This window comes from Streptomyces sp. JLBJ103 (genome assembly GCF_058215575.1).
In genome coordinates, this window is the sequence record NZ_CM177089.1 from 3713453 (window position 1) to 3732393 (window position 18941).

The 18941-nt window shown below is 72.8% G+C and carries 19 protein-coding genes and 1 pseudogene; 9 read left to right on the forward strand and 11 right to left on the reverse strand.

Features of this window, described 5'->3' with window-relative positions; genetic code table 11:
• Positions 1 to 128: 128 nt before the first annotated feature.
• Positions 129 to 1580 (reverse strand): FG-GAP-like repeat-containing protein, encoded by a 1452-nt coding sequence (locus AC4BEG_RS16215; protein WP_490706578.1) that lies wholly within the window; start codon positions 1578 to 1580, stop codon positions 129 to 131.
• A gap of 61 nt (positions 1581 to 1641) precedes the next feature.
• Here AC4BEG_RS16215 and AC4BEG_RS16220 point away from each other — a divergent pair, with 61 nt between their 5' ends.
• The 4 genes from AC4BEG_RS16220 to AC4BEG_RS16235 all read left to right on the forward strand — a co-directional run bounded on the left by AC4BEG_RS16220 (position 1642) and on the right by AC4BEG_RS16235 (position 4405).
• Entirely contained in the window at positions 1642 to 2085 is a 444-nt protein-coding gene (locus AC4BEG_RS16220) for a hypothetical protein (protein ID WP_490706579.1), read from the forward strand.
• A 93-nt stretch (positions 2086 to 2178) separates the two neighbouring features.
• Positions 2179 to 2805, forward strand: coding sequence for a hypothetical protein (locus tag AC4BEG_RS16225; protein ID WP_490706580.1), 627 nt, complete (start codon positions 2179 to 2181; stop codon positions 2803 to 2805).
• Between the two features lie 109 nt (positions 2806 to 2914).
• Positions 2915 to 3589 (forward strand): hypothetical protein, encoded by a 675-nt coding sequence (locus AC4BEG_RS16230; RefSeq protein WP_490706581.1) that lies wholly within the window; start codon positions 2915 to 2917, stop codon positions 3587 to 3589.
• 234 nt (positions 3590 to 3823) lie between these two features.
• Positions 3824 to 4405 (forward strand): sigma-70 family RNA polymerase sigma factor, encoded by a 582-nt coding sequence (locus AC4BEG_RS16235; RefSeq protein WP_490706582.1) that lies wholly within the window; start codon positions 3824 to 3826, stop codon positions 4403 to 4405.
• A gap of 98 nt (positions 4406 to 4503) precedes the next feature.
• Here the strand turns inward: AC4BEG_RS16235 and AC4BEG_RS16240 are convergent, their stop codons facing one another.
• Positions 4504 to 5415: a LysR family transcriptional regulator gene (locus AC4BEG_RS16240; RefSeq protein ID WP_490706583.1), complete on the reverse strand. Its 912-nt coding sequence runs from the start codon at positions 5413 to 5415 to the stop codon at positions 4504 to 4506.
• 75 nt (positions 5416 to 5490) lie between these two features.
• Between AC4BEG_RS16240 and AC4BEG_RS16245 the strand changes: the two genes are divergently transcribed.
• Positions 5491 to 6375, forward strand: coding sequence for a PhzF family phenazine biosynthesis protein (locus tag AC4BEG_RS16245; RefSeq protein WP_490706584.1), 885 nt, complete (start codon positions 5491 to 5493; stop codon positions 6373 to 6375).
• 86 nt (positions 6376 to 6461) lie between these two features.
• Here AC4BEG_RS16245 and AC4BEG_RS16250 read toward each other — a convergent pair whose 3' ends face one another.
• The 4 genes from AC4BEG_RS16250 to AC4BEG_RS16265 form a co-directional block, all read right to left on the reverse strand.
• Positions 6462 to 7565, reverse strand: a complete 1104-nt coding sequence (locus AC4BEG_RS16250; RefSeq protein WP_490706585.1) for an ABC transporter ATP-binding protein — start codon at positions 7563 to 7565, stop codon at positions 6462 to 6464.
• The gene (locus AC4BEG_RS16255; RefSeq protein WP_490706586.1) at positions 7562 to 8422 is read right to left on the reverse strand and encodes an ABC transporter permease; all 861 of its coding nucleotides are present in this window, start codon (positions 8420 to 8422) and stop codon (positions 7562 to 7564) included. The genes AC4BEG_RS16250 and AC4BEG_RS16255 overlap by 4 nt, the downstream gene beginning before the upstream one ends.
• Positions 8419 to 9237: a molybdate ABC transporter substrate-binding protein gene (gene modA / locus AC4BEG_RS16260; RefSeq protein ID WP_490706587.1), complete on the reverse strand. Its 819-nt coding sequence runs from the start codon at positions 9235 to 9237 to the stop codon at positions 8419 to 8421. Before modA ends, AC4BEG_RS16255 begins: the two co-directional genes overlap by 4 nt.
• A 62-nt stretch (positions 9238 to 9299) precedes the next feature.
• Entirely contained in the window at positions 9300 to 9689 is a 390-nt protein-coding gene (locus tag AC4BEG_RS16265; RefSeq protein ID WP_201871972.1) for a TOBE domain-containing protein, read from the reverse strand.
• Positions 9690 to 10198: 509 nt separating this feature from the next.
• Between AC4BEG_RS16265 and AC4BEG_RS16270 the strand changes: the two are divergent.
• The 3 genes and pseudogenes from AC4BEG_RS16270 to AC4BEG_RS16280 all read left to right on the forward strand — a co-directional run bounded on the left by AC4BEG_RS16270 (position 10199) and on the right by AC4BEG_RS16280 (position 14216).
• A pseudogene (locus AC4BEG_RS16270) lies at positions 10199 to 11827 on the forward strand (nuclease/transposase family protein).
• Between the two features lie 260 nt (positions 11828 to 12087).
• A complete protein-coding gene (locus AC4BEG_RS16275) occupies positions 12088 to 13710 on the forward strand; it encodes a cellulose binding domain-containing protein (protein WP_490706588.1) in 1623 nt (540 codons plus the stop codon).
• A 104-nt stretch (positions 13711 to 13814) separates the two neighbouring features.
• The gene (locus tag AC4BEG_RS16280; RefSeq protein WP_490706589.1) at positions 13815 to 14216 is read left to right on the forward strand and encodes a hypothetical protein; all 402 of its coding nucleotides are present in this window, start codon (positions 13815 to 13817) and stop codon (positions 14214 to 14216) included.
• A 72-nt stretch (positions 14217 to 14288) separates the two neighbouring features.
• On the opposite strand, the gene AC4BEG_RS16285 is transcribed toward AC4BEG_RS16280, so the two are convergent.
• Genes AC4BEG_RS16285 through AC4BEG_RS16305 form a run of 5 tightly spaced genes read right to left on the reverse strand, consistent with a single transcriptional unit; the run spans position 14289 to position 18434 of the window.
• Positions 14289 to 14519 carry a hypothetical protein gene (locus AC4BEG_RS16285; RefSeq protein ID WP_490706590.1) on the reverse strand — a complete coding sequence of 77 codons (231 nt, stop codon included), beginning with the start codon at positions 14517 to 14519 and terminating at the stop codon, positions 14289 to 14291.
• Entirely contained in the window at positions 14516 to 14965 is a 450-nt protein-coding gene (locus AC4BEG_RS16290; protein WP_490706591.1) for a hypothetical protein, read from the reverse strand. The genes AC4BEG_RS16285 and AC4BEG_RS16290 overlap by 4 nt, the downstream gene beginning before the upstream one ends.
• 45 nt (positions 14966 to 15010) lie before the next feature.
• Positions 15011 to 16549 (reverse strand): ATP-binding protein, encoded by a 1539-nt coding sequence (locus tag AC4BEG_RS16295; protein WP_490706592.1) that lies wholly within the window; start codon positions 16547 to 16549, stop codon positions 15011 to 15013.
• Positions 16546 to 17259: a response regulator transcription factor gene (locus AC4BEG_RS16300; protein ID WP_490706593.1), complete on the reverse strand. Its 714-nt coding sequence runs from the start codon at positions 17257 to 17259 to the stop codon at positions 16546 to 16548. Before AC4BEG_RS16300 ends, AC4BEG_RS16295 begins: the two co-directional genes overlap by 4 nt.
• 44 nt (positions 17260 to 17303) lie before the next feature.
• Positions 17304 to 18434 carry a cation diffusion facilitator family transporter gene (locus AC4BEG_RS16305; RefSeq protein ID WP_490706594.1) on the reverse strand — a complete coding sequence of 377 codons (1131 nt, stop codon included), beginning with the start codon at positions 18432 to 18434 and terminating at the stop codon, positions 17304 to 17306.
• Positions 18435 to 18507: 73 nt separating this feature from the next.
• On the opposite strand from AC4BEG_RS16305, the gene AC4BEG_RS16310 reads away from it, so the two are divergent.
• Entirely contained in the window at positions 18508 to 18867 is a 360-nt protein-coding gene (locus AC4BEG_RS16310) for an ArsR/SmtB family transcription factor (protein WP_201871989.1), read from the forward strand.
• Positions 18868 to 18941: the final 74 nt, after the last annotated feature.

Below are 18941 nucleotides of genomic sequence, written 5' to 3' on the forward strand. Positions count from 1 at the left end.
CTGGTGGTGATGCCGTGTGCTTCCTTCCCGATGTACCGATCCTGTCGGGTGGTGACGGGTCGGGGGCAGAACCGCCCGTCACCACCTCGCGATGACAAAAGTCAGTACGCGGTCCCTCAGGCGGTCCGTCAGGGGGACGGGGGTGTGGAGAGGGCCGAGCCGAAGCCCGCCTTGTCCGTGGCGTAGCCGAACGAACCGGGGCCGAACAGGATGGAGCCCTGGCCGGTCAGCCCGCTGTCGCTGCCGTAGGTCATGCTCACCGCACCCGTGCCCTGCCACTTGCCACGTGCCCCGGTGGCGAGATCGGCCTTCCCGTCGCCGTTGTAGTCGGCGGGGGCGAGCGTGGAGCCGAACAGATCGCCGGTCTCGGCGACACCGACCACGCCCTTGGTGTCCAGGGAGAGGGTCTGGGCGCCCTCGGCGGTCAGCCAGCTCTTGCTGCCGCGCAGCACGGTCAGGGCACCGGCGTTCTGGAAGCCGTCGCTGTCCACCGCCCCGGGGTCGCCGATCAGCAGGTCCTCGCAGCCGTCGCCGTCGATGTCGGCCAGCTTCGCCGCGGTGCCGCCCTGCTGCGCACCGGACCAGGCCACGGCACCGGCCGCGTCCAACCCGCTCGCGGTGCCGGGGAAGGTGCGCAGCTTGTAGTCGTCGGGCCCGTCCTCGAAGCCGGTGTCGATGACCACGTCGTCCTTGCCGTCGCCGTTCACATCCCCGACCACCGCGCGGTAACCCGCGAACGGCAGACCGACGTTGCGGCCCAGCGGGGTGCTCGACAGACCGGCGCGGGAGCCGGGCAGCACACCGAGGGTGCCCTCGTCGGCCGGGTCGTCGAAATACGCGACGGTGGCCAGGTCGGCGTAGCCGTCGCCGTTGATGTCACCACTGGCGATGCCCTGGGTGCCCGCGCCGCCGCCGGGCGGGGTGATCCGCTTGACGGCCGGTGACGGGGTGGAGCGCAGGTTCTTCGCCCCGTTGACCACGGCCACCTTGGCGCCGTCGACGGTGGCCACGTCCTGGAGACCGTCGTGGTTGAAGTCCCCCACGGCCAGCCGTCCGCCGAAGCCCTGCCCCGCGGTGACGGTCGGCGAGTGGTAGGCGATGGCCTTGTCGGACAGCCCGGTCGAGGAGCCGAAGACGATCGTCACCGAACCGGCGCCCTTCACCGCCCCGATGGCCTCACCGCTCGCCCCGACGATCAGATCGGCGTGGCCGTCGCCGTCCACGTCGCCCATCGCCAGCGCCGAGCCGAACCGGTCCCCGGCCTCCGGCGTTCCGGGCACACCGGCGTGGGACTGGGTGAGCCCCTGGTGGCGCGACACCTTGATCCCGGAGGCGGAGCCGAAGGTCAGCGCCACATATCCGGCCTTGGCGTGGCCCTTGACGGCCGCGCCGGACGCACCGGTGGCGAGGTCGTCGTACCCGTCGCCGTCCATGTCGGCGGGGGTGGCCCTCCCGGCGGCCGGGGCGGCGGGGGCCTTCGTGGCGGTGGCCGATGCGGTGGCGTACGAGGAGGTGGCGGCGAGAGCGACTCCCGTCACCACGGCCACCACGCCACCGAGCGGCAGGATGTGTCTCGGCATATGTGTCCTTTCCCCTGTGTGTCGCACAGTGAGACACGCGGGGAACGCGAAGGGTTGTGGCATGCACGGGGACGAGGGACTGGTGGGCCGCTGGAACAGCGCGCCCTTCGACTACGGCGCGATGGAATCCAGCGAACTGGGGTTCCTGCCCGAGGGGCGGGGCTGGAGCGTCTTCGCCAGTGTCAGTGGGGAGCTGAGCGTGACCCGGTTCCGGTGGCACTGCCCGGCCCCCGGCCGTCTTGCCCTCCGGGAGGAGTGGCTGACCAGCGGCGTCTGGGCACCCGGCGAGGAGGACTGGAGCTTCGCCTCGGTGGACTCCAGTGGCCCCGTGGACGGCACGACGGACACCGCCTACACCCTCGGCCCGGAGACGCCGCCCGGGCGGACGCCGCTGTGGGCCGTACGGTTCGAGGAGGCCGTGGAGTTCAGCCATTTCTTCGCGCGCGAGGAGGGGCCGGTACGCCCGGACCAGGACCCGTCGTACCGCCACGTTCCCTCCGGTTGAACGGTGTCCGATGGGGGCCGACGGACGGCGGAACGGCGAACGGCGGGGGAACGGCCTGTCGCCCGCACAGGTTCATCGGGAATACTGCCCGCCGTGGAGCAGAGCACAGGACCGATCATCCCGCCCATGCACACCGCCGCCGGGACCGACCCGGGGTACATCCCCGGACTCACGTCCCCGCGCCCTGCCGACGGGGAGGAGGAAGACCCGAAGGACACGGCCGAGCGGCCATCCGAGGACGTCGTCGAGGAGGACACCGAGACGGACGCCGAGGGCGAGGAGGCCACCGACGCTGACGACGCCGACGCGGACGCGGACGCGGATACGGATGCCGAGGACGACGCGGCGGAGGACGAGGCCGAGGACGCCGAGGAGGACGACGGCGACGGGCCGGTCTTCGAGGCGTCCGACCACCGCGGTGGCATCGTCGCGCGCCGCGCCGGGGTCACCCTCCGCATGGACGGCGAGGAGTGCCAGTTCGGCTGGGACGAGATCGGCGCGGTCGAGGTCGACACCCCCCGGTTCAAGAAGCGGCTTTCCGTCACCGTCTACGCCACCAACCGCCGCTGGTACGAGGCCGAGGTCCAGCCGTCGTCCCGCGGTCTGCTGAAGACGTGGACCGAAGAGCTCGACGCGGTGCTGGACGCCTACTTCGACGACGCCAAGCCGGACACCGCTTCCGACGCCACGGCCGACGCCGCGTCCGACGACGAGAAGTGACGGGCGGGGCCCCACCGGGCCCCGCGCCACCGCTCGCGTTTGTCATGCGGTGACGAAGATTCGCCGGTGGCTCCTGACCTCCGCGGTGGCCGCTGGCACGATGACGGCCATGGCCACCGGGTCGATCCTCCGCCTCGCGCGAGCCGCCGTGTTCGCGGCGGTGTGCGTGGTGGTCACGGCCCTCGGACATACGCTGATGTCCGGCGGCACACTGCCGGTGTGGTCGGTGGTCTGCGCGTTCGCCGGGACGACCGCGGTCGCGTGGTGGCCCGCCGGACGGGAGCGCGGGGCGCTGGCCGTGACCGGTTCGACGGTGGTCGCCCAATACGGGCTGCACATCCTGTTCCTGCTCTCGGAGACGGTGGGCGCGGCCCCCGCTCACGGAGGCATGCACCACTCCCCGCCGATGCCCGCGCCCATGCACCACGGCGCGGACCCGATGGGCGCGATGGGCTCGGCGGGCTCGGCGGGCTCGGCGGGGCCGCTGGGGCTGGACTGGCCCTGGCACGGCGGCGCCGGTATGGCCCTCGCCCATCTGCTCGCCACGCTCATCAGCGGAGTGTGGCTGTGGCGCGGTGAGACCGCCGCGTTCCGGCTGGTCCGGGCACTCGCGGCCGCCGTGTTCGTACCGCTGCGCATCGCCCTGCGGATGCTGGGCGCGGGGGCGGCAGAACCGCCCGTGCGGCCCTCCCGGCCCACCGCCGCACGCCGGTTGCGGGACGCGCTGCTGTGGCAGGTGATCCGCCGCAGAGGGCCACCGGGGCATCCGCTCCTCTGCTACTGACCGCCCTTCTCCCGGAGCGCCGTTGAGTCTCCGGAGCACCGTTGAGGGGCGGAGTACCGGCGCCCGTCCCGGCGCCGGATCGATGCCCCGGTACCGCGGGCTCCGTGCCCCTCCCGGCTGCCGTCGGCGCGTTCGCGCCCGGCTCCTGGGAGCCGGGCGGCGCCCCCGCATGCCCTCGCCTGCGCCACGCGCCTGCCCGTGGACCGTCCACCGCCACCGGAAGGACGTTTGACGATGCCCGCTGCCCTGACCGACGCCGTCGACACCGTCGAGGACCACAACCAGCGGGTCACCGCCTGGGCCCTGGCCGCCCGCGACGGTGACCCCGACGCCGTGGAGCGGTTCGTCCGCGCCACCCGCCACGATGTGCGCCGCTTCGTGATCGGGCTCGGCGCCGATCCGCACGCCGCCGACGACCTCACCCAGGAGACGTACTTGAGAGCGCTGACCGGACTGCCGACGTTCGCCGGGCGCTCGTCCGCCCGTACCTGGCTGCTGTCGATCGCCCGCCGCGTGGTCGTCGACCGCCACCGCATGGCCGCCGCCCGCCCGCGGCTGCTCGACACCGACAACTGGCAGGACGTGGCCGAACGGGCCCAGCCGGTGGGGCTCCCCGGCTTCGACGAAGGGGTGGTGCTGCTCGATCTGCTGGCGGAACTCGACCCGGCGCGGCGCGAGATGTTCCTGCTGACGCAGTTGCTGGGGCTGCCGTACGCGGACGCCGCCGAGGCGACCGGCTGCCCCATCGGCACCGTGCGCTCCCGAGTGGCCCGCGCCAGGAAGGAGATGACGGCGCTGCTGGCGTCCGCGGCCTGAGACCGGACTCGGTGGCTCAGGACTGGTCGTCGGGCCTGGTCGGTCGGGACCCGGTGGGTCGGGCCCGGTCGGTGGGGCCGTCGCGCCGGCTTAAGCGCTCAGCCCGCCAGCAGCCGCGTCAGCTCCTCCGCCACCGCCCGTGCCGCCGGGCTGGTCCAGCGGCGGCGGTGCCGGGTGAGCTGTACCGGGACCGGCGGTACGACGGGTGTGTGGACCTCGGCCAACGCGCCCTCGGCGAGATGCCGTTCGACCGTGGCGCGGGGCAGGAGGGTCAGCCCGAGACCGGCGGCCACACAGGAGCGCGCGGCCTCGATACTGCCGAAGCGGGTGATCCGGGGCGCCGGGCCGGGCAGCGCCATCAGGGTGCGGACGAGCTGATCGCTGTAGGAACACCCCTGCTCATGGAGGAAGAAGCGCTCCCCGGCCGGCTCGCCGGCCAGTTCCTCCCAGCCCACCTCGCGCCCGGCCAGCGGATGATCCGGGGCGGCCAGACAGACCAGGGGTTCGCGGGTGATCTCACGGGCGGTGAGCTCGGGGTCGGTCACCTCCGGCTCCAGCAGCAGAACCAGGTCGAGCCGCCCCGAGCGCAGCCCCGCCACGGCCGCGTCGGTGCCCACCGCGTGGAGTTCGAGGTCGATCCCGGGGTGGCCGCGGCGCAGTGCGGCGATGACACCGGGGAGCCGGGACGCGCACAGGGACTCGCCCGCGCCCAGGGCGACCCGGCCCTCCACCGCGCCGTCCGCTGCGCCGTCGCTCCCGGCCGCGGCCACCGCCCGCAGCCGGGCCTCGGCCTCGAGGACGTCCTCGGCCTCCTCGAGCAGCCGGCGGCCGGTGCTGGTCGGCAGGGTTCCGGAGGGCAGCCGGTCGAAGAGACGGGTGCCCAACTCCCGCTCCAGCGTGCGGATCTGGACCGTCACGGTGGACTGGGCGAGATGGAGTTCGGCGGCGGTGGCGGTGAAGCTCCCGGTCCTCGCCAGGGCCGCGAACGTCCGCAGGAGTCGTGTGTCCACGGATCCAGGCTATCGGGATTTTCGATGGCAGCCAGCGAAAGGAATCGTTGGACGTGATGGGCGCGGGGCGCGACCATGGTTCCCATGACGACCGCACCGCTGAACGACACCGATGTGCTGCGCTACTCCGCCTTCACCACCGACCCCGCGGGCGGCAACCCCGCCGGGGTGGTCCTCGACGCCCGCGCGCTCGACGACGCCGCGATGACCGCTGTCGCCGCCCGGCTCGGCTACTCCGAGACCGCGTTCCTCACCGAGCGGGACGAGGCCGCGCGCCGCTACCGGCTGCGGTTCTTCAGCCCGCGCGCGGAGGTGGCGTTCTGCGGCCACGCCACCGTGGCCACGTCCGTGGCCCTCGCCGAGCGCGACGGCCCCGGCGAGCTGGTCTTCGACACGGCCTCGGGGGAGATCCGGGTACACACCGCGACGGACGGCGACGGACCGCCCCGCGCCACCCTCACCAGCGTGCCCACCCGGTCCCGCCCCGCCGAGGACACCGAGCTGGAGGAAGCCCTGACGGCCCTGGGCTGGTCCCGGGCCGACCTCGACCCGGCGCTGCCCCCGCACGTCTCCTTCGCGGGCAACGACCACCTCGTCCTCGCCGTCGCCACCCGGGAGCGACTGGCCGCTCTCGACTACGACTTCGCCGCCCTGGAAGAGCTGATGACCCGGCGCGGCTGGACCACTGTGCATCTGGTGTGGCGGGAGGCCCCGGACCGTTTCGACTTCCACGCCCGCGATCCGTTCCCGGTGGGCGGGGTGGTCGAGGACCCGGCCACCGGTGCCGCGGCCGCCGCCTTCGGCGGGTATCTGCGCACGCTGGGCCTGATCGCGGAGGAGACGCGGGTGCGGATCCGCCAGGGCGAGGACATGGGCCGCCCGAGCGACCTCCTCGTCGAGGTCGCGCCCGACGACACCCGGGTCCGCGTCAGCGGCCGGGCCGTCCCGATCCCGTCCTGAGCGACGGGCGCCCGGACGACCGAAGTCTCCCCGCACTCCCGCCGCCAGGTCTTCCGCCATCACGTGGTGGGGTGCGGAGAAGGCGCTCAGGCCGGATAGGCGTGGGTCTGGGCCGCCTTGAGGGTGGCCCAGACGGTACGGCCCGGCTGGAGGCCGAGTTCGGCGACGGCCACGGTGGTCAGATCGGCGAGCAGCGGCAGTTCACCGGTGAGCTCCACCCGGATCTGGTCGCCGTGCGACTCCAGACCGGTGACCTCGGTCCGCCAGACGTTGCGCGCGCTGGTGTCGGGGCGGTCGCGGTGCAGGGTGACGGCCGAGGGCGGGAAGGCGACGAAGACCGGTCCGGTGAGGTCCTCGGTGGTGGTGATGGCCGTACCGCCGTCCAGCGTCACGATGTGGCCGTCGGCCCGCCCCTGGTAGAGGTTGAGCCCGACCAGGCTGGCGATGTAGTCGGTACGCGGACGGCGGGAGACCTCGGCCGGGGTGCCCTCCTGCACCACGCGGCCGTGTTCGACGACCACCAGCCGGTCGGCGAGCACCATGGCGTCCAGCGGGTCATGGGTGACCAGGACCGCCACCGCCTCGAAGTCGGCGAGATGGCGGCGGAGCTGGGCGCGGATGCCGAGGCGGGTCCGGGCGTCCAGCGCGGCCAGCGGTTCGTCGAGGAGCAGCAGCCGGGGCCGGGTGGCCAGCGCACGGGCGAGTGCGACCCGTTGGGCCTGGCCGCCGGAGAGTCTGCGGGGCTTGGCGCCGGTGTGCGCCTCCAGGCCCATCCGGGCCAGCCAGTCGGCGGCCTCGGCGCGGGCCTCGGCCTTGGACAGACCGTGGCAGCGGGGGCCGAAGGCCACGTTGTCGAGTGCGGTGAGATGCGGGAAGAGCAGATAGTCCTGGAAGACCACACCGACCGGGCGGACTTCGGGCGGGGTGGCGATCCGCCGCTCCGGATCCTCCAGCGCCCGGCCGTCCAGCCGCAGCGCTCCGGCGGTGAGCGGGGTGAGCCCGGCGAGGGCGCGCAGCGCGGTGGTCTTGCCCGCGCCGTTGGGACCGAGCAGGGCCACCACCTCACCGGGGGCGGCGGTCAGCCGCAGATCCAGCCGGAAGTCGCCGCGGGCGACGACGAGATGGGCGTCGAGCCCTTCGGCGGTGGTCCGCCCCGCGGCGGGCGGGGTGCGGGCGGGCCGGGTGCTCATGAGGCGGCCATCCAGCGGTCGCGCAGCCCGGCCAGGACGGCGATGGAGACGGCGAGCAGCACCAGGCTGAGCGCGATGGCCGCGGCCGGGTCGCTCTGGAGCGCGAGATAGACCGACAGCGGCATCGTCTGCGTACGGCCGGGGAAGTTGCCCGCGAAGGTGATGGTGGCCCCGAACTCGCCGAGCGCCCGCGCCCAGGCGAGGACGGCACCGGCGGCCACGCCCGGCGCGATCAGCGGCAGGGTGACGCGCCGGAAGGCGGTGAAGCGGGAAGCGCCGAGGGTGGTGGCGGCCTCCTCGTAGCGGGGGTCGGCGGCGCGCAGGGTGCCCTCGACGCTGATGACGAGGAACGGCATCGCCACGAACGCCTCGGCGACCACCACCCCGGTGGTGGTGAACGGCAGGGTGACGCCGAACGCGGAGTCCAGCCAGCGGCCGACGACGCCGTTGCGGCCCAGCGCCAGCAGCAGCGCCACACCGCCGACGACGGGCGGCAGCACCAGCGGCAGTGTCACCAGGGCGCGCACCAGACCCCGGCCGGGGAAGCGGACGCGGGCCAGCACCCAGGCCAGGGGAACGCCGAGCACCAGCGCCACGGCGGTCGCCGCGGTGGCGGTGATCAGCGAAAGACGCAGCGCCTCCCAGACCGCGGCGCTGGTCAGCTGCTCGGGCAGATCGCGCCAGGGCGCCCGGAGCAGCAGTGCCACCAGCGGCAGCACCAGGAAGACGAGGCCGCCGAGCGCGGGCAGCAGCAGCGGCACCGGGACCCCGGCCCGGGTACGGCGGACCGTACGCCGGGGCCGCGGCCCGGCGCTGAGCCGCTCGGCGGCCTCACCGGTGGTTCCCGTGGCGGTCACGGCTTGAGGAAGCCCGCCTCGCCCAGCGCCTTCTGGCCCTGCGCGGACTTCACCAGGTCGATGAAGGCACCGGCCGTCCTGGCGTTCGGCGCGTTCTTCAGCAGCACGATCGGGTAGTCGTTGATCGCCTTCGCCGACTCCGGGAACTCCACCCCGGCCACCTTGCCGCCCGCGGCCTTCACATCGGTCTTGTAGACCACGGAGGCGTCCACCTCCTTCAACTCCACCTTGGTCAGGGCGCCTTTGACGTCCTGCTCGTAGGAGACGGGGGTGAGCTTGAGGTGGGCGGCGTCCAGTGCCTTCTGCGCGGCGGCGCCGCACGGCACCTCCTTGGCGCACAGCGCCACCTTCGTCCCGGACCGAGTGAGGTCCTTCAGGCTCTTGATCTTCTCCGGGTTGCCCGGAAGAGTCGCGATCTCCAGCTGGTTGCGGACGAAGGTGGCCGGAGTGCCCTTGGCGTCCTGGTGATCGGTGACGATCTTCATCGTCTTCGGGCTCGCGGCGGCGAACACATCGGCGGGCGCGCCGGAGGTGATGCTCGCCGCGAGGGCGTCGCTGCCACCGAAGTTGAACGTCACCTTGGTGCCGGGGTGTTCCTTCTCGAAGCTCTTGCCGAGCGCTTGGAAGCTCTCCTTCAGGGAGGCCGCCGCGAAGACCGTCACCGTGCCGGACAGCTTCTTGGAAGAGGAGCCGGAGTCCGTATTCTTCGAGCTGTCATCGGAGTCGTCCGAGGAACAGGCGCTGAGCGTCAGGGCCGCCACGGCGAGGCCGCCGACCACGCGCAGGGCACGACGGGATGCGGAACGGGTGGTCACAGGGTCTCTCCCTCTCTGCCGCACCGGGCGCGGACGTCACCGTCCGGCCATGGCACGCGGGTTCACGGTCTTTCCACGACCACATTGGTCGACTTGATCACAGCCACCGCGGGAACGCCCGGCTCCAGCTTCAACTCCTCCGCCGACTCCCGGCTGATCATGGAGACCACCCGGAACGGCCCCGCCTGGATCTCCACTTGGGCGGACACATCGCCGAGGATCACTTCGGTGACGATCCCGGCGAAGCGATTGCGGGCCGAGGAGCCGGGGTTCTCCCGCTCCGCGCCCCGGGCGACCTCCCGCGCGAACGCGGCGAGCGCGGGCCCCGGCACCATCCGCCGCCCCTGCTCATCCCGCTCCGCCGCCAGCCGCCCGCTGTCGACCCAACGCCGCAGAGTGTCAGCGCTGACACCCAGCAGGGCCGCCGCCTCGCCGATCCGGTACATGTGCATCCGGCCATCATAGTGACGCAGCTGCGAGGGAAAAGTCATCCGTCCGATCGCATAAGTCCAACGATTCGGAGCCAGAGCCTCGCATGTGCGGAAGTCCAACACATCCACTGCCCCATTGACGGAATTACCTTCATTGCCTCGGGCTACTGATGGTCATTGCACACACTTCGGCGTAGGGTGGGGGATCCGGGGGTATTCCGTCGTCGAACCGGCCCCCTCTGATCCACCGCCGGACGCGGCGCTCGGCGATTCCCCGCCGGTCCCCCGCCGCTCCCCTCGCGGCGACCCGGCGCCCCCGTCCCGGGTCGCCGCACAGGGGTTGGCAGCTGCTGTTCATTGAAGACACTTGGGTGCGTTTTGGTGTGCGCGGGTGAGTATCGACGACCGTGCGACGAGCCTTCGAAGTGGTGGGAGGGAACGGGAGTTCTTGTGTCGCATGCGTGACCTCTTCGCACTGGTGCTCGTTGGGTGCGGTGACGGGACATATTCGAGTCGCGTAGGGGTGGGGGATGGGCGGGCTGCGGGAGATGGCGGCGCCGTTCGTGGCGCCCGGCCCGGCCGGGGTGGCCATCCGCGCCGGTCTCAAGGGCCTGACCGGTCAGGACGAGATGGTCCTGCGCCTGGTCGGTGGCTGGCTGGGCTCTCTGGCTTCCCGGGACTGGAAGGCCCGCTGCGCGGCTGGGCTGGACCACGACAGTGACCGGTGGGCGCAGCGGAAGCGGGCGTTGACCGGTCAGTCCTCCTCACGTTGGGCGGGCAGCCTTACCAAGGCCACGCATGATCAGTGGGCGTTGGCCCGGCGTGGTCAGCTCGCGTATATCCAGTCCCTTGAGGCCGGTGTTCGTACGATCGCTCGTCGGCTGTCGCTGCCGGTCGGGGCGAAGGGAGCGCGGGGCTTGCCGGGTGGTTACCGTTCCCGGCAGGAGTGGTTCGCCAAGTCCCGGCGCCTGCATGTGCTCCAAGACCGGCTGAGGGGAGAGCGGGCCGATCGTGCGAGCGGACGCGTGCGTGTGGTGCGCGGTGGCAAGAAGCTGCTGTGCAACCGGCACAACCTCCAAGCAGCCCGGCTGACCGAGACCGAGTGGCGGCTGCGATGGGAGGCTGAGCGCTGGTTCCTCCAGGCCGACGGCGAGTCCGGGAAACGCTAGGGGAACGAGACGATCCGGGTCAGCCCCGGCGGTGAGGTGAGCATCAGGCTTCCCGCGCCGCTGGCCCGGCTGGCGAACAGCCCCCACGGCCGGTATGTGCTGGCCTGCCGGGTCGGCTTCCGGCACCGGGGCCAGCAGTGGGCTGACCGTATCGCGGCCAACCGCGCCGTGGCGTACCGCATCCACCTCGATGTGCAGCGTGGCCGCTGGTACCTGACCGCCTCCTGGCAGATCCCACCGGTGAGAACGATGCCGTGGGAGGCGGTCCGGTCCGGCGGGCTGATCGGGGTGGACACCAACGCCGACCACCTGGCCGCCTGGCGCCTGGACGCCCACGGCAACCCGGTCGGCGAGCCCCGCAGGTTCGATTACGACCTGTCCGGCAGCGCAGCGCACCGGGACGCGCAGGTACGGCATGCGATCATCCGCCTCCTGCACTGGACCGAACGCCACGGTGCGGCCATCGCGATCGAGGACCTGGACTTCCAAGCGGACACCACCCGGGAGAAGCACGGGCGCAGGAAGCGGTTCCGCAAGCTGATCTCCGGCATGCCCACCTCCAAGCTGCGGGCACGACTGGTATCGATGGCCGCCGAACTCGGCATCACCATCGTTGCCGTCGATCCCGCCTACACCAGCCGCTGGGGCGCCCAGCACTGGCAAAAGCCCCTCACCAGCAAGAAGAGAAAGACCACTCGCCATCACGCGGCAGCGGTGGCGATCGGCAGGCGCGCCCTGGGGCACCCGATCCGGCGACGGACGGCACCGCCCCCGCACGACCAGAGCGATCATGCGGGGCATCGGACCGTCCAGGCCACATCGAGTACCCCGAGGCGTGAGGAAACCCGCCCCCGCATTCCCGGACCACGAACACGATCCGTCGACGCCGGATGCGGAGCGAAAGCGGGGGACCAGTGTGCCCACAACCGTTCGCAGCACACGACTGAGCACGAGTTCTGGCATCAGGACTCACTTCCGCTCAGCATCTAGGAACGGTTTTCGGTCCCGATCGGCCGGAGTTAACCTCGACTCAAATCGCCCGTCAGTTAGGGCGACTTCGCCCCATGGGGACTCCTCGATCTTCTTGTCAGCCGCTCACACCCGTGAAAGGCTCGTCGCGACCACACAAGAGGAATCTCCAATTCCTAGGCAGTACGGCGCTGTCGGCTGCCCGCCCTCCCCCAGCCCTGATGTGAGAGGGTTTCCCCCCGGCGGGGGCGTTGCTGTTCATGAGTGAGGAATCCCCTTCCATGCCCCACCACTCATCTCTCCTGGACGATGTGAACGTGCCGCTCGGTCACACCGTCCCTCCCTCCGAGAGACCCGATGGCGAGATATCCGCGACCGCCCTGCTCGATGCCTACTGGGACGCGGTCGCCGACTACGCGGAACTGTGCACCACCAGCCCCGACAGCGGTATGCGGCTGGCCACCGAGGCGTTCCGGCGCGGTATCCGGCAGACCCGCAGCCTGCGTACCCGCGGCTGGCGGCGCCTGCCCTGGCTGCCGCTGCTGCTGGCCGCCGTACGGAAGACCGCGGCCGACTGGCACGTCCACCGCCACGGCGACCGGCTCAACCCCGATCTGCGGAGCTGGCTGGGCTCGGACCAGGCCGCGCGTTACGCCGTTCCGCGCCAGGAGCAGCCGCTCGCGCTGCGCGGGCTGCGGGATCTGCCGGAGGCGGACGGCGCGTTGCTGTGGTCGGTCGAGGTGGAGTCGCTGTCCGTGGAGGCGATCGCCCGGGAACTGGGCTGCGACACCCTGACCGCGGCCGAGGAGATCGACCGGGTCCGCCACGCCTACCGGGAGCGCTGCCGCCGCAACCATGTGGAGTCCCTGACCGACGCGGAGTGCGCCGCTTACGCCAAGTTGCTTGAGGCGGCAACCCGTTCGCCCGACGCCCCCTCGCCCAACGATCTGTGGGACCACTTGGCGTGGTGCGTACGGTGCCGGGAGGCGTCCGCCTGTCTCTACCTGGACGGCGGCGGACTGCCCGGCGCGCTGGCAAGCGGGGTGCTCGGCTGGGGCGGATACCCGTATCTCGAACGGCGCCGCATGGTCGCCGCCCAGGCTCCCGCCGCCCAGCACACCCGCGAGGCGGCGACCCCGAACGCCGTCAGGCCGCGTTGCTGGCAACGGCTGCTGGACCGGTTCGACATACCGTGGCTCAGAAGGCCCCGCCGCGGGGGCGGCGCCCACAGCGCTCGCGCCGCCCGCAGACGGGCCCGGACCACGGTGACGCTGTCGGTGACCGCCGTGGTGCTGCTCGCCGGGGTGGTGGCGCTGACCAGTACGGGTACCTCTCACGACCGGGGCGGCGCGGCACCGCGGGAACCGGCCGCCTCCCTGCCGCAGGGGGTGCCCCCGGGCACGGTGCCGGACGGCACGGACCGGTCCGCCACCCCCGAGCCGTCCGAGGACAGCAAGGACGGGAAGGACGGCAAGGACAAGGACGGGAAGGACGAGGACCACAAGAAGCCGGACCCTCCGTCGTCGCCCGGGAACAGGAGCGGATCCAACTCGGGCCACCAGCCCAAGGATCTGCCGGAGCCTGCCGCCCGTCCGTCCTGCACGGCGGAGTTCGAGGTGGTCCACTCCTGGCCCGGTGGCTTCGAGGCCGAGGTCAACGTCACCTCCCACAAGGCGTTGGACACCTGGCGGGTCAGCTGGACGTTCTCCGGCTCCCAGGAGATCAACCATCTCTGGGACGGTAAAGTCAGCCAGCACGGCGACGAGGTGACCGTGACCCCGAAGGGCTACAACGGGCGGGTGAAGGCGGGCGGCACGATCTCCTTCGGCTTCACCGCCGACACGGAGGGCGGGGCCGGAGCACCCGGGAGCCTCTCCCTGGACGGCAGCCCCTGCTCAAGCTGAGCCGACGCATCCGGCCCGGAAACATCGGCACAGGGCCGTCCCTGGGCAGTGAGCCACCCGGATGGGCGTACCAGACCTCCGGCCCGGGGCGAACCTGTGGCGGAATGCGGAAGAAGCCCTCCTTCCCCCACGGTGAGGTGAGCGATGAGCGGCGGCCCGGCATGAGCAGCGTCCTGAGCGGCATCGTGTCCCTGCCCGCCGACGCCCCGGCGGGGCTGGCGGCCCGGGTGGTGGTGGAGGTCCGCAATGTGTCCCGCGCGGACATGCCCTCGTCGGTGGTGGGCGCGCAGGTGCTCACCGATGTGCCGCTGAGCCCGGGGGGCCATGTCCCGTTCAGCGTCAAGGTGCCCGGTGAACTGGTCCCGGGGGACGCCTACGGGCTGCGGGTCCACGTGGACGTCAGCGGTACCGGGTTCCTGGAGCGCGGCGATCTGGTGAGCGCCCAGGCCAATCCGGTGCCGTCCGGTTCCGTCGCGGGGCTGATCGCCCCGGTCAGCAAGGTGTGAACGGCCGAGCGGGAAGGGGCGGTGGGCGAACGGGCGGGCGCGGGCGGACCGGCGGCCCGCCCGCGTCCGCCGTCATCCGTTCTTGTCGGCGTCGGACTCCGCCGCGCTCGCGGCCGACTCGGCGTCGTCCACCAGCCGGTTCAGCTCGGGGAGTTCGGAGGACGACGGTGTCGGAGTGGTGGCCGACGGGGTGCTGCCCGACGACGTCCCGGAGTCGTCCGAGCCGCCACCACCGCAGCCGGTGACCAGCGCGGCGCAGAGCACCGCCGCGGCGGCGGCCGCCCCTGCCGTACGGCGGGTCACGCGGTGGACCCGTTGCTGTGCGCGGTGCACCACGTCTTGACCTTGACCAGGTCCTTCTGCCGCTTCTCCAGCGTGGGGAGGAGGGCGTTGCGGAACTTCAGCCGGTCGTTGAGGAAGGTGGCGATCTCGGTGTGGCCCTCCTTCTTCGCGTACTCGATCCGCTTCTTGACGCGGGCGATCGAGCCGCGTTGGGTCTCCGGACCGCGCAGCCGCTTCAGGGCCCGTGCCAGCCGCTTGTCTATCTTCGGGGCGCGCTTGCACAAAGTCTCGGCGCCGTCCCCGGTCACCTTGCCGCCCTTGCCGTCCGCGCCTGGGGTGGCCGCCGGGCTCGGGGTGGCCGCCGGGCTCGACGCCGGGGCGCTGCTGTCCGCCTGGGCGAGACCCGCCGTGCCGATCAGGGCGGCGGTGGCCGCGAGGGCCACAGCCGCGCTCTTTCCGCGGTGCATGGTGTCGTCCTTCCGTAGGCCTTACCTGCCTGTCGGAACGGGACGCTAGGGACGCTCTTTGTGGAATTCCTGTGGACCGGCCCCCGAGTGCGGGCCGGGCCCGGAGTACCAGTCCCGGCGCAGCAGCGGCAGCGTGGCCTCCCCCGCCCCGGTGGCCGCCCCGGATCCGTCGGCCGGCAGCGGCAGCCGGATCCCGATCCGGGCCCCCGACAGCCCGTCGGGCCGGTCCGCCACCGCGACCGTGCCGCGGTGCAGCGCGATCTGCTGGGCGATCAGGGTGAGGCCGAGTCCCGAGCCGGGGCTGTCCGGGCGGCGGTGGAACCGCTGGAAGACCTCCTCGCGGCGGTCGGGTGGTATGCCGGGCCCCCGGTCGTCGACCGTCAGCACCGCGACCGGTCCCTCCGGCGTCCGCCCCGGCCCCAACGCCACCTCGATCCTGGCCGGTTGGCCGTCGGCGGTGCCGTGCGTCAGCGCGTTGGTGAGCAGGTTGTCCACCACCGAGCGCAGCCCCTGTTCCCAGCCGTGCGCCCACAGCCCCGGAACGGCGTTCACCCGCACCTCGGCCTCGGGGTGGCGGCGGCGCAGATCGGCCGCCGACGCCTCCACCACCTCGGCGAGGTCGACGGGTTCGAAGGCGTCCGCCTCCACCAGATCGCCGTGGGCCAGCGCCCGGAGCCTCACCAGCAGCCGCAGCAGCCGCTCGTGCTCATGGCCGAGGTCGGCCAGCACCTCGGTGCGGTCGGCGGCGGGCAGTACGGGGTACTCGGCGAGGATGTCGAGGTTGGTGCGCATGCTCATCAGCGGGGTGCGCAGTTCGTGCGAGGCGGCCGCCGCGAAGGAGCGCGCGGTCTCCAGCGCCTCCGCGGTGCGGGCGGCCTGCTGGTCGTAGCGGTCCAGCACGGTCCGCAGGGTGGCCTCCAGATCGTCGACCTCGGCGATCCCGGTGCGCCGGTGCTCCAGCCGGGCCGGGCTGGTGCGCGGATCGAGCCCACTGGTACGGCGCTGGAGGCGGCGCAGCGGCCGGACCGTGCCCGAGGCGGCGGCCCAGGCCAGCGCCCCGGCGAGCGGTGCGGCCAGCAGCGCCACGGTCACCACGCGGCGCCGTACGAGGGAGAGTTCGGCCTCGCTGGTGGCGTTCGGGGAGAACAGCCACAGGGTGCCCCGCGCCGCGGGTCCGCCCTTGCGCGGTCCGACCGTCACCCGGAGGGACAGCGCCCGCCAGCTCGCGTCGTCCGCACGCACCGTGACGGGCCGTCCGGTCACCTCCGGCAGCTCCACGGAGTCCTTCGGCTGGGGACCCGCGGCGACGGTTCCCTGGGGACCGCCCAGCCGGATGCCCATGTCCAGCGCCGAGCCCAGGAGCTGCCGTTCACGGTTCTGCTGGGCCTGGGGACGGCCGGACGCGGTGGCGCGCAGCAGCGCCCGCGCGTCGGGGGCCACGGCGTTGGCCCCGCGCCGCAGCCGGGCGTCCTGTTCATGGTGCAGATCGGACGTGACCAGCCGCAGCAGCACCCAGCCGGAGGCGAGGACGAGGACGGGGACGGCGACGCCCACGGCGAGCGCGATCCGGGTGGCCAGCCTCATGACGTACGCCCGCCGGGGCCGTCGGGCGCACGCAGCACAAAGCCCACTCCGCGCACGGTGTGCAGCATGCGGGGCCGTCCGTCGGCCTCCAGTTTGCGGCGCAGATAGCTGACGAAGGTGTCCACGGCGTCGGTGCGCACGTCGAAGTCGTAGCCCCAGACCCGGTCCAGCAGCTGGTCGCGGGTGAGCACGATCCCGGTGTTGCGGGCGAGCACCTCCAGCAGTTCGAACTCGCGCCGGGTGAGCCGCAGCGGCGCCCCGTCCAGCCGTGCCTCGCGCGCCTCGGGGGCGATCTCCAGCGGGCCGACGCGCACCCGGTCGGTGGGCGCGGGCGGGCGGCGCCGCAGCAGGGCGTGCAGCCGCAGCACCAGCTCCTGGAGGGCGAAGGGTTTGACGAGGTAGTCGTCGCCCCCGGCCTGGAGGCCGGCGACCCGGTCGGACACCTCGTCGAGGGCGGAGAGCATCAGTACGGGGATGTCGCTGCCGTCCCCGCGCAGCGCCCGGCACACCTCGATTCCGCTCAGATCCGGCATGGAGATGTCCAGGACCACCACATCGGGGGTGTGGTCGCGCACCGCGGCGAGGGCGGCCCGGCCGCCGTCGGCGAGGGACACGGAGAAGTCGTTGAGCCGCAGTCCGCGCTCCAGGGAACGCCTGATGGCCGCGTCGTCGTCGGTCACCAGCACCCGTCCGCCGCCCGTGGTCTCCATCCGCACCACCTCCGGCCTGCGATGGTACGGGCCGGGGATCGGGTTCACACCGCCCGAGCGGTGTCCGGGGCGGCGTGGTGGGCGAGCGGGGCGTGCGGATCGGGGGCGCCGGGCACCGGTGCCGGATCGGCGTGGATCAGGGCGGCGGTGAGCCGTGGCACCGCGTGCAGCAGGGCGTGTTCGGCCTCGACGGCCACCCGGTGGGCACCCCGTACGCTCAGGCCCCCGTCGACCACCACCGCGACCTCAGCCCGCAGCCGGTGGCCGATCCAGCGCAGCCGCAGCTCACCCACGCCCCGCACGCCGGGGACGGCCGTCACCGCGCGCTCGGCCGCGTCGACCAGCTCCGGGTCCACGGCGTCCATCACCCGGCGGAACACCTCGCGGGCGGCGTCGCGCAGCACCAGCAGGATGGCGGCGGTGATGGCCAGCCCCACCAGCGGGTCGGCCGACCGCCAGCCGAGGGCCGCGCCGCCCGCGCCCACCAGGACGGCGAGCGAGGTGAAGCCGTCGGTACGGGCGTGCAGACCGTCGGCGATCAGTGCGGCCGAACCGATCTCCCGGCCGACGCGGATGCGGTAGCGGGCCACCCATTCATTGCCGACGCAGCCGATGACGGCGGCCACGGCCACGGCGGGCAGATGGCTGATCTCCCGTGGGTGCAGCAGCCGGTCGACGGCGGTCCAGGCGGCGAACGCGGCAGAGGCCGCGATGGTGAGCACGATCGCGATCCCGGCCAGGTCCTCGGCGCGTCCGTAGCCGTAGGTGAAGCGGCGGGTGGAGGCGCGGCGGCCGAGCACGAAGGCGACGGCGAGCGGCAGCGCGGTCAGGGCGTCCGCCGCGTTGTGCACGGTGTCACCGAGCAGCGCGACCGATCCGGACATCGCCACTACCACGGCCTGGGCCAGGGCCGTGGCGCCGAGCACCACGAGGGAGAGCCACAGGGCGCGCATGCCCTGCGCGGAGGACTCCAGGGCGTGGTCGGTGCGGTCGGCGGAGTCGTGCGAGTGGGGCCGCAGCAGATGCCCGGCCCGGTGGCGCAGCCGGGCCCACCGGCCGCTGCCGCTGTGCGGGTGGTGGTGGCCCCCGTGGTCCCCGCTCTGTCCGTTCTGTCCGTGCTGTCCGTGCCGTTCGTGATGTCCGTGGTGTGCGTGGTGTCCGTGCCGGTCGTCCACGACGTTCCCCTTCCGTTCACTGGCCGGCCCGATGCGCTGGACACGGGCTCCCCTGCAAGGCCATTATGTGCGTATGAGCGCACGCATGCACCTATCAGCTGCACACCATGCGCACCAGCGAGCACCGAGCGCCGCACAGTTCGACGCCGCGGCCCGTGTCCTCGGCCTGCTCGCCGACCGCACCCGGCTGGCGCTGCTGCACACGCTCACCGCGGGTGAGGCCGATGTCACCGCTCTGACCGCCGCCTGCGGCGCCGCCCGCCCGGCCGTCAGCCAGCACCTCGCCAAGCTGCGGCTGGCCGGTCTTGTCAGCTCCCGCAAGGACGGCCGCCGGGTGGTCTACGCCCTTCAGGACGGACATCTCGCCCGGCTGGTCGCCGAGGCCCTCAGCCACGCGGACCACGAGCTGTCCGGCCTTCCCCGGCACGACTGACCCGGAGCGACCCGGCGGATCGCATCGGCCTGATGCGGCCGGATCCGGCGTGATCCGGCTGTGTGGCCATTCAG

Coding starts and splice junctions, on each gene's coding strand:
- AC4BEG_RS16215 (WP_490706578.1), bottom strand. CDS start 1,580: ATGCCGAGACACATCCTGCCGCTCGGTGGCGTGGTGGCCGTGGTGACG.
- AC4BEG_RS16220 (WP_490706579.1), top strand. CDS start 1,642: ATGCACGGGGACGAGGGACTGGTGGGCCGCTGGAACAGCGCGCCCTTC.
- AC4BEG_RS16230 (WP_490706581.1), top strand. CDS start 2,915: ATGGCCACCGGGTCGATCCTCCGCCTCGCGCGAGCCGCCGTGTTCGCG.
- AC4BEG_RS16235 (WP_490706582.1), top strand. CDS start 3,824: ATGCCCGCTGCCCTGACCGACGCCGTCGACACCGTCGAGGACCACAAC.
- AC4BEG_RS16245 (WP_490706584.1), top strand. CDS start 5,491: ATGGTTCCCATGACGACCGCACCGCTGAACGACACCGATGTGCTGCGC.
- AC4BEG_RS16250 (WP_490706585.1), bottom strand. CDS start 7,565: ATGAGCACCCGGCCCGCCCGCACCCCGCCCGCCGCGGGGCGGACCACC.
- AC4BEG_RS16265 (WP_201871972.1), bottom strand. CDS start 9,689: ATGCACATGTACCGGATCGGCGAGGCGGCGGCCCTGCTGGGTGTCAGC.
- AC4BEG_RS16275 (WP_490706588.1), top strand. CDS start 12,088: ATGCCCCACCACTCATCTCTCCTGGACGATGTGAACGTGCCGCTCGGT.
- AC4BEG_RS16280 (WP_490706589.1), top strand. CDS start 13,815: ATGCGGAAGAAGCCCTCCTTCCCCCACGGTGAGGTGAGCGATGAGCGG.
- AC4BEG_RS16290 (WP_490706591.1), bottom strand. CDS start 14,965: ATGCACCGCGGAAAGAGCGCGGCTGTGGCCCTCGCGGCCACCGCCGCC.
- AC4BEG_RS16295 (WP_490706592.1), bottom strand. CDS start 16,549: ATGAGGCTGGCCACCCGGATCGCGCTCGCCGTGGGCGTCGCCGTCCCC.
- AC4BEG_RS16300 (WP_490706593.1), bottom strand. CDS start 17,259: ATGGAGACCACGGGCGGCGGACGGGTGCTGGTGACCGACGACGACGCG.
- AC4BEG_RS16310 (WP_201871989.1), top strand. CDS start 18,508: ATGAGCGCACGCATGCACCTATCAGCTGCACACCATGCGCACCAGCGA.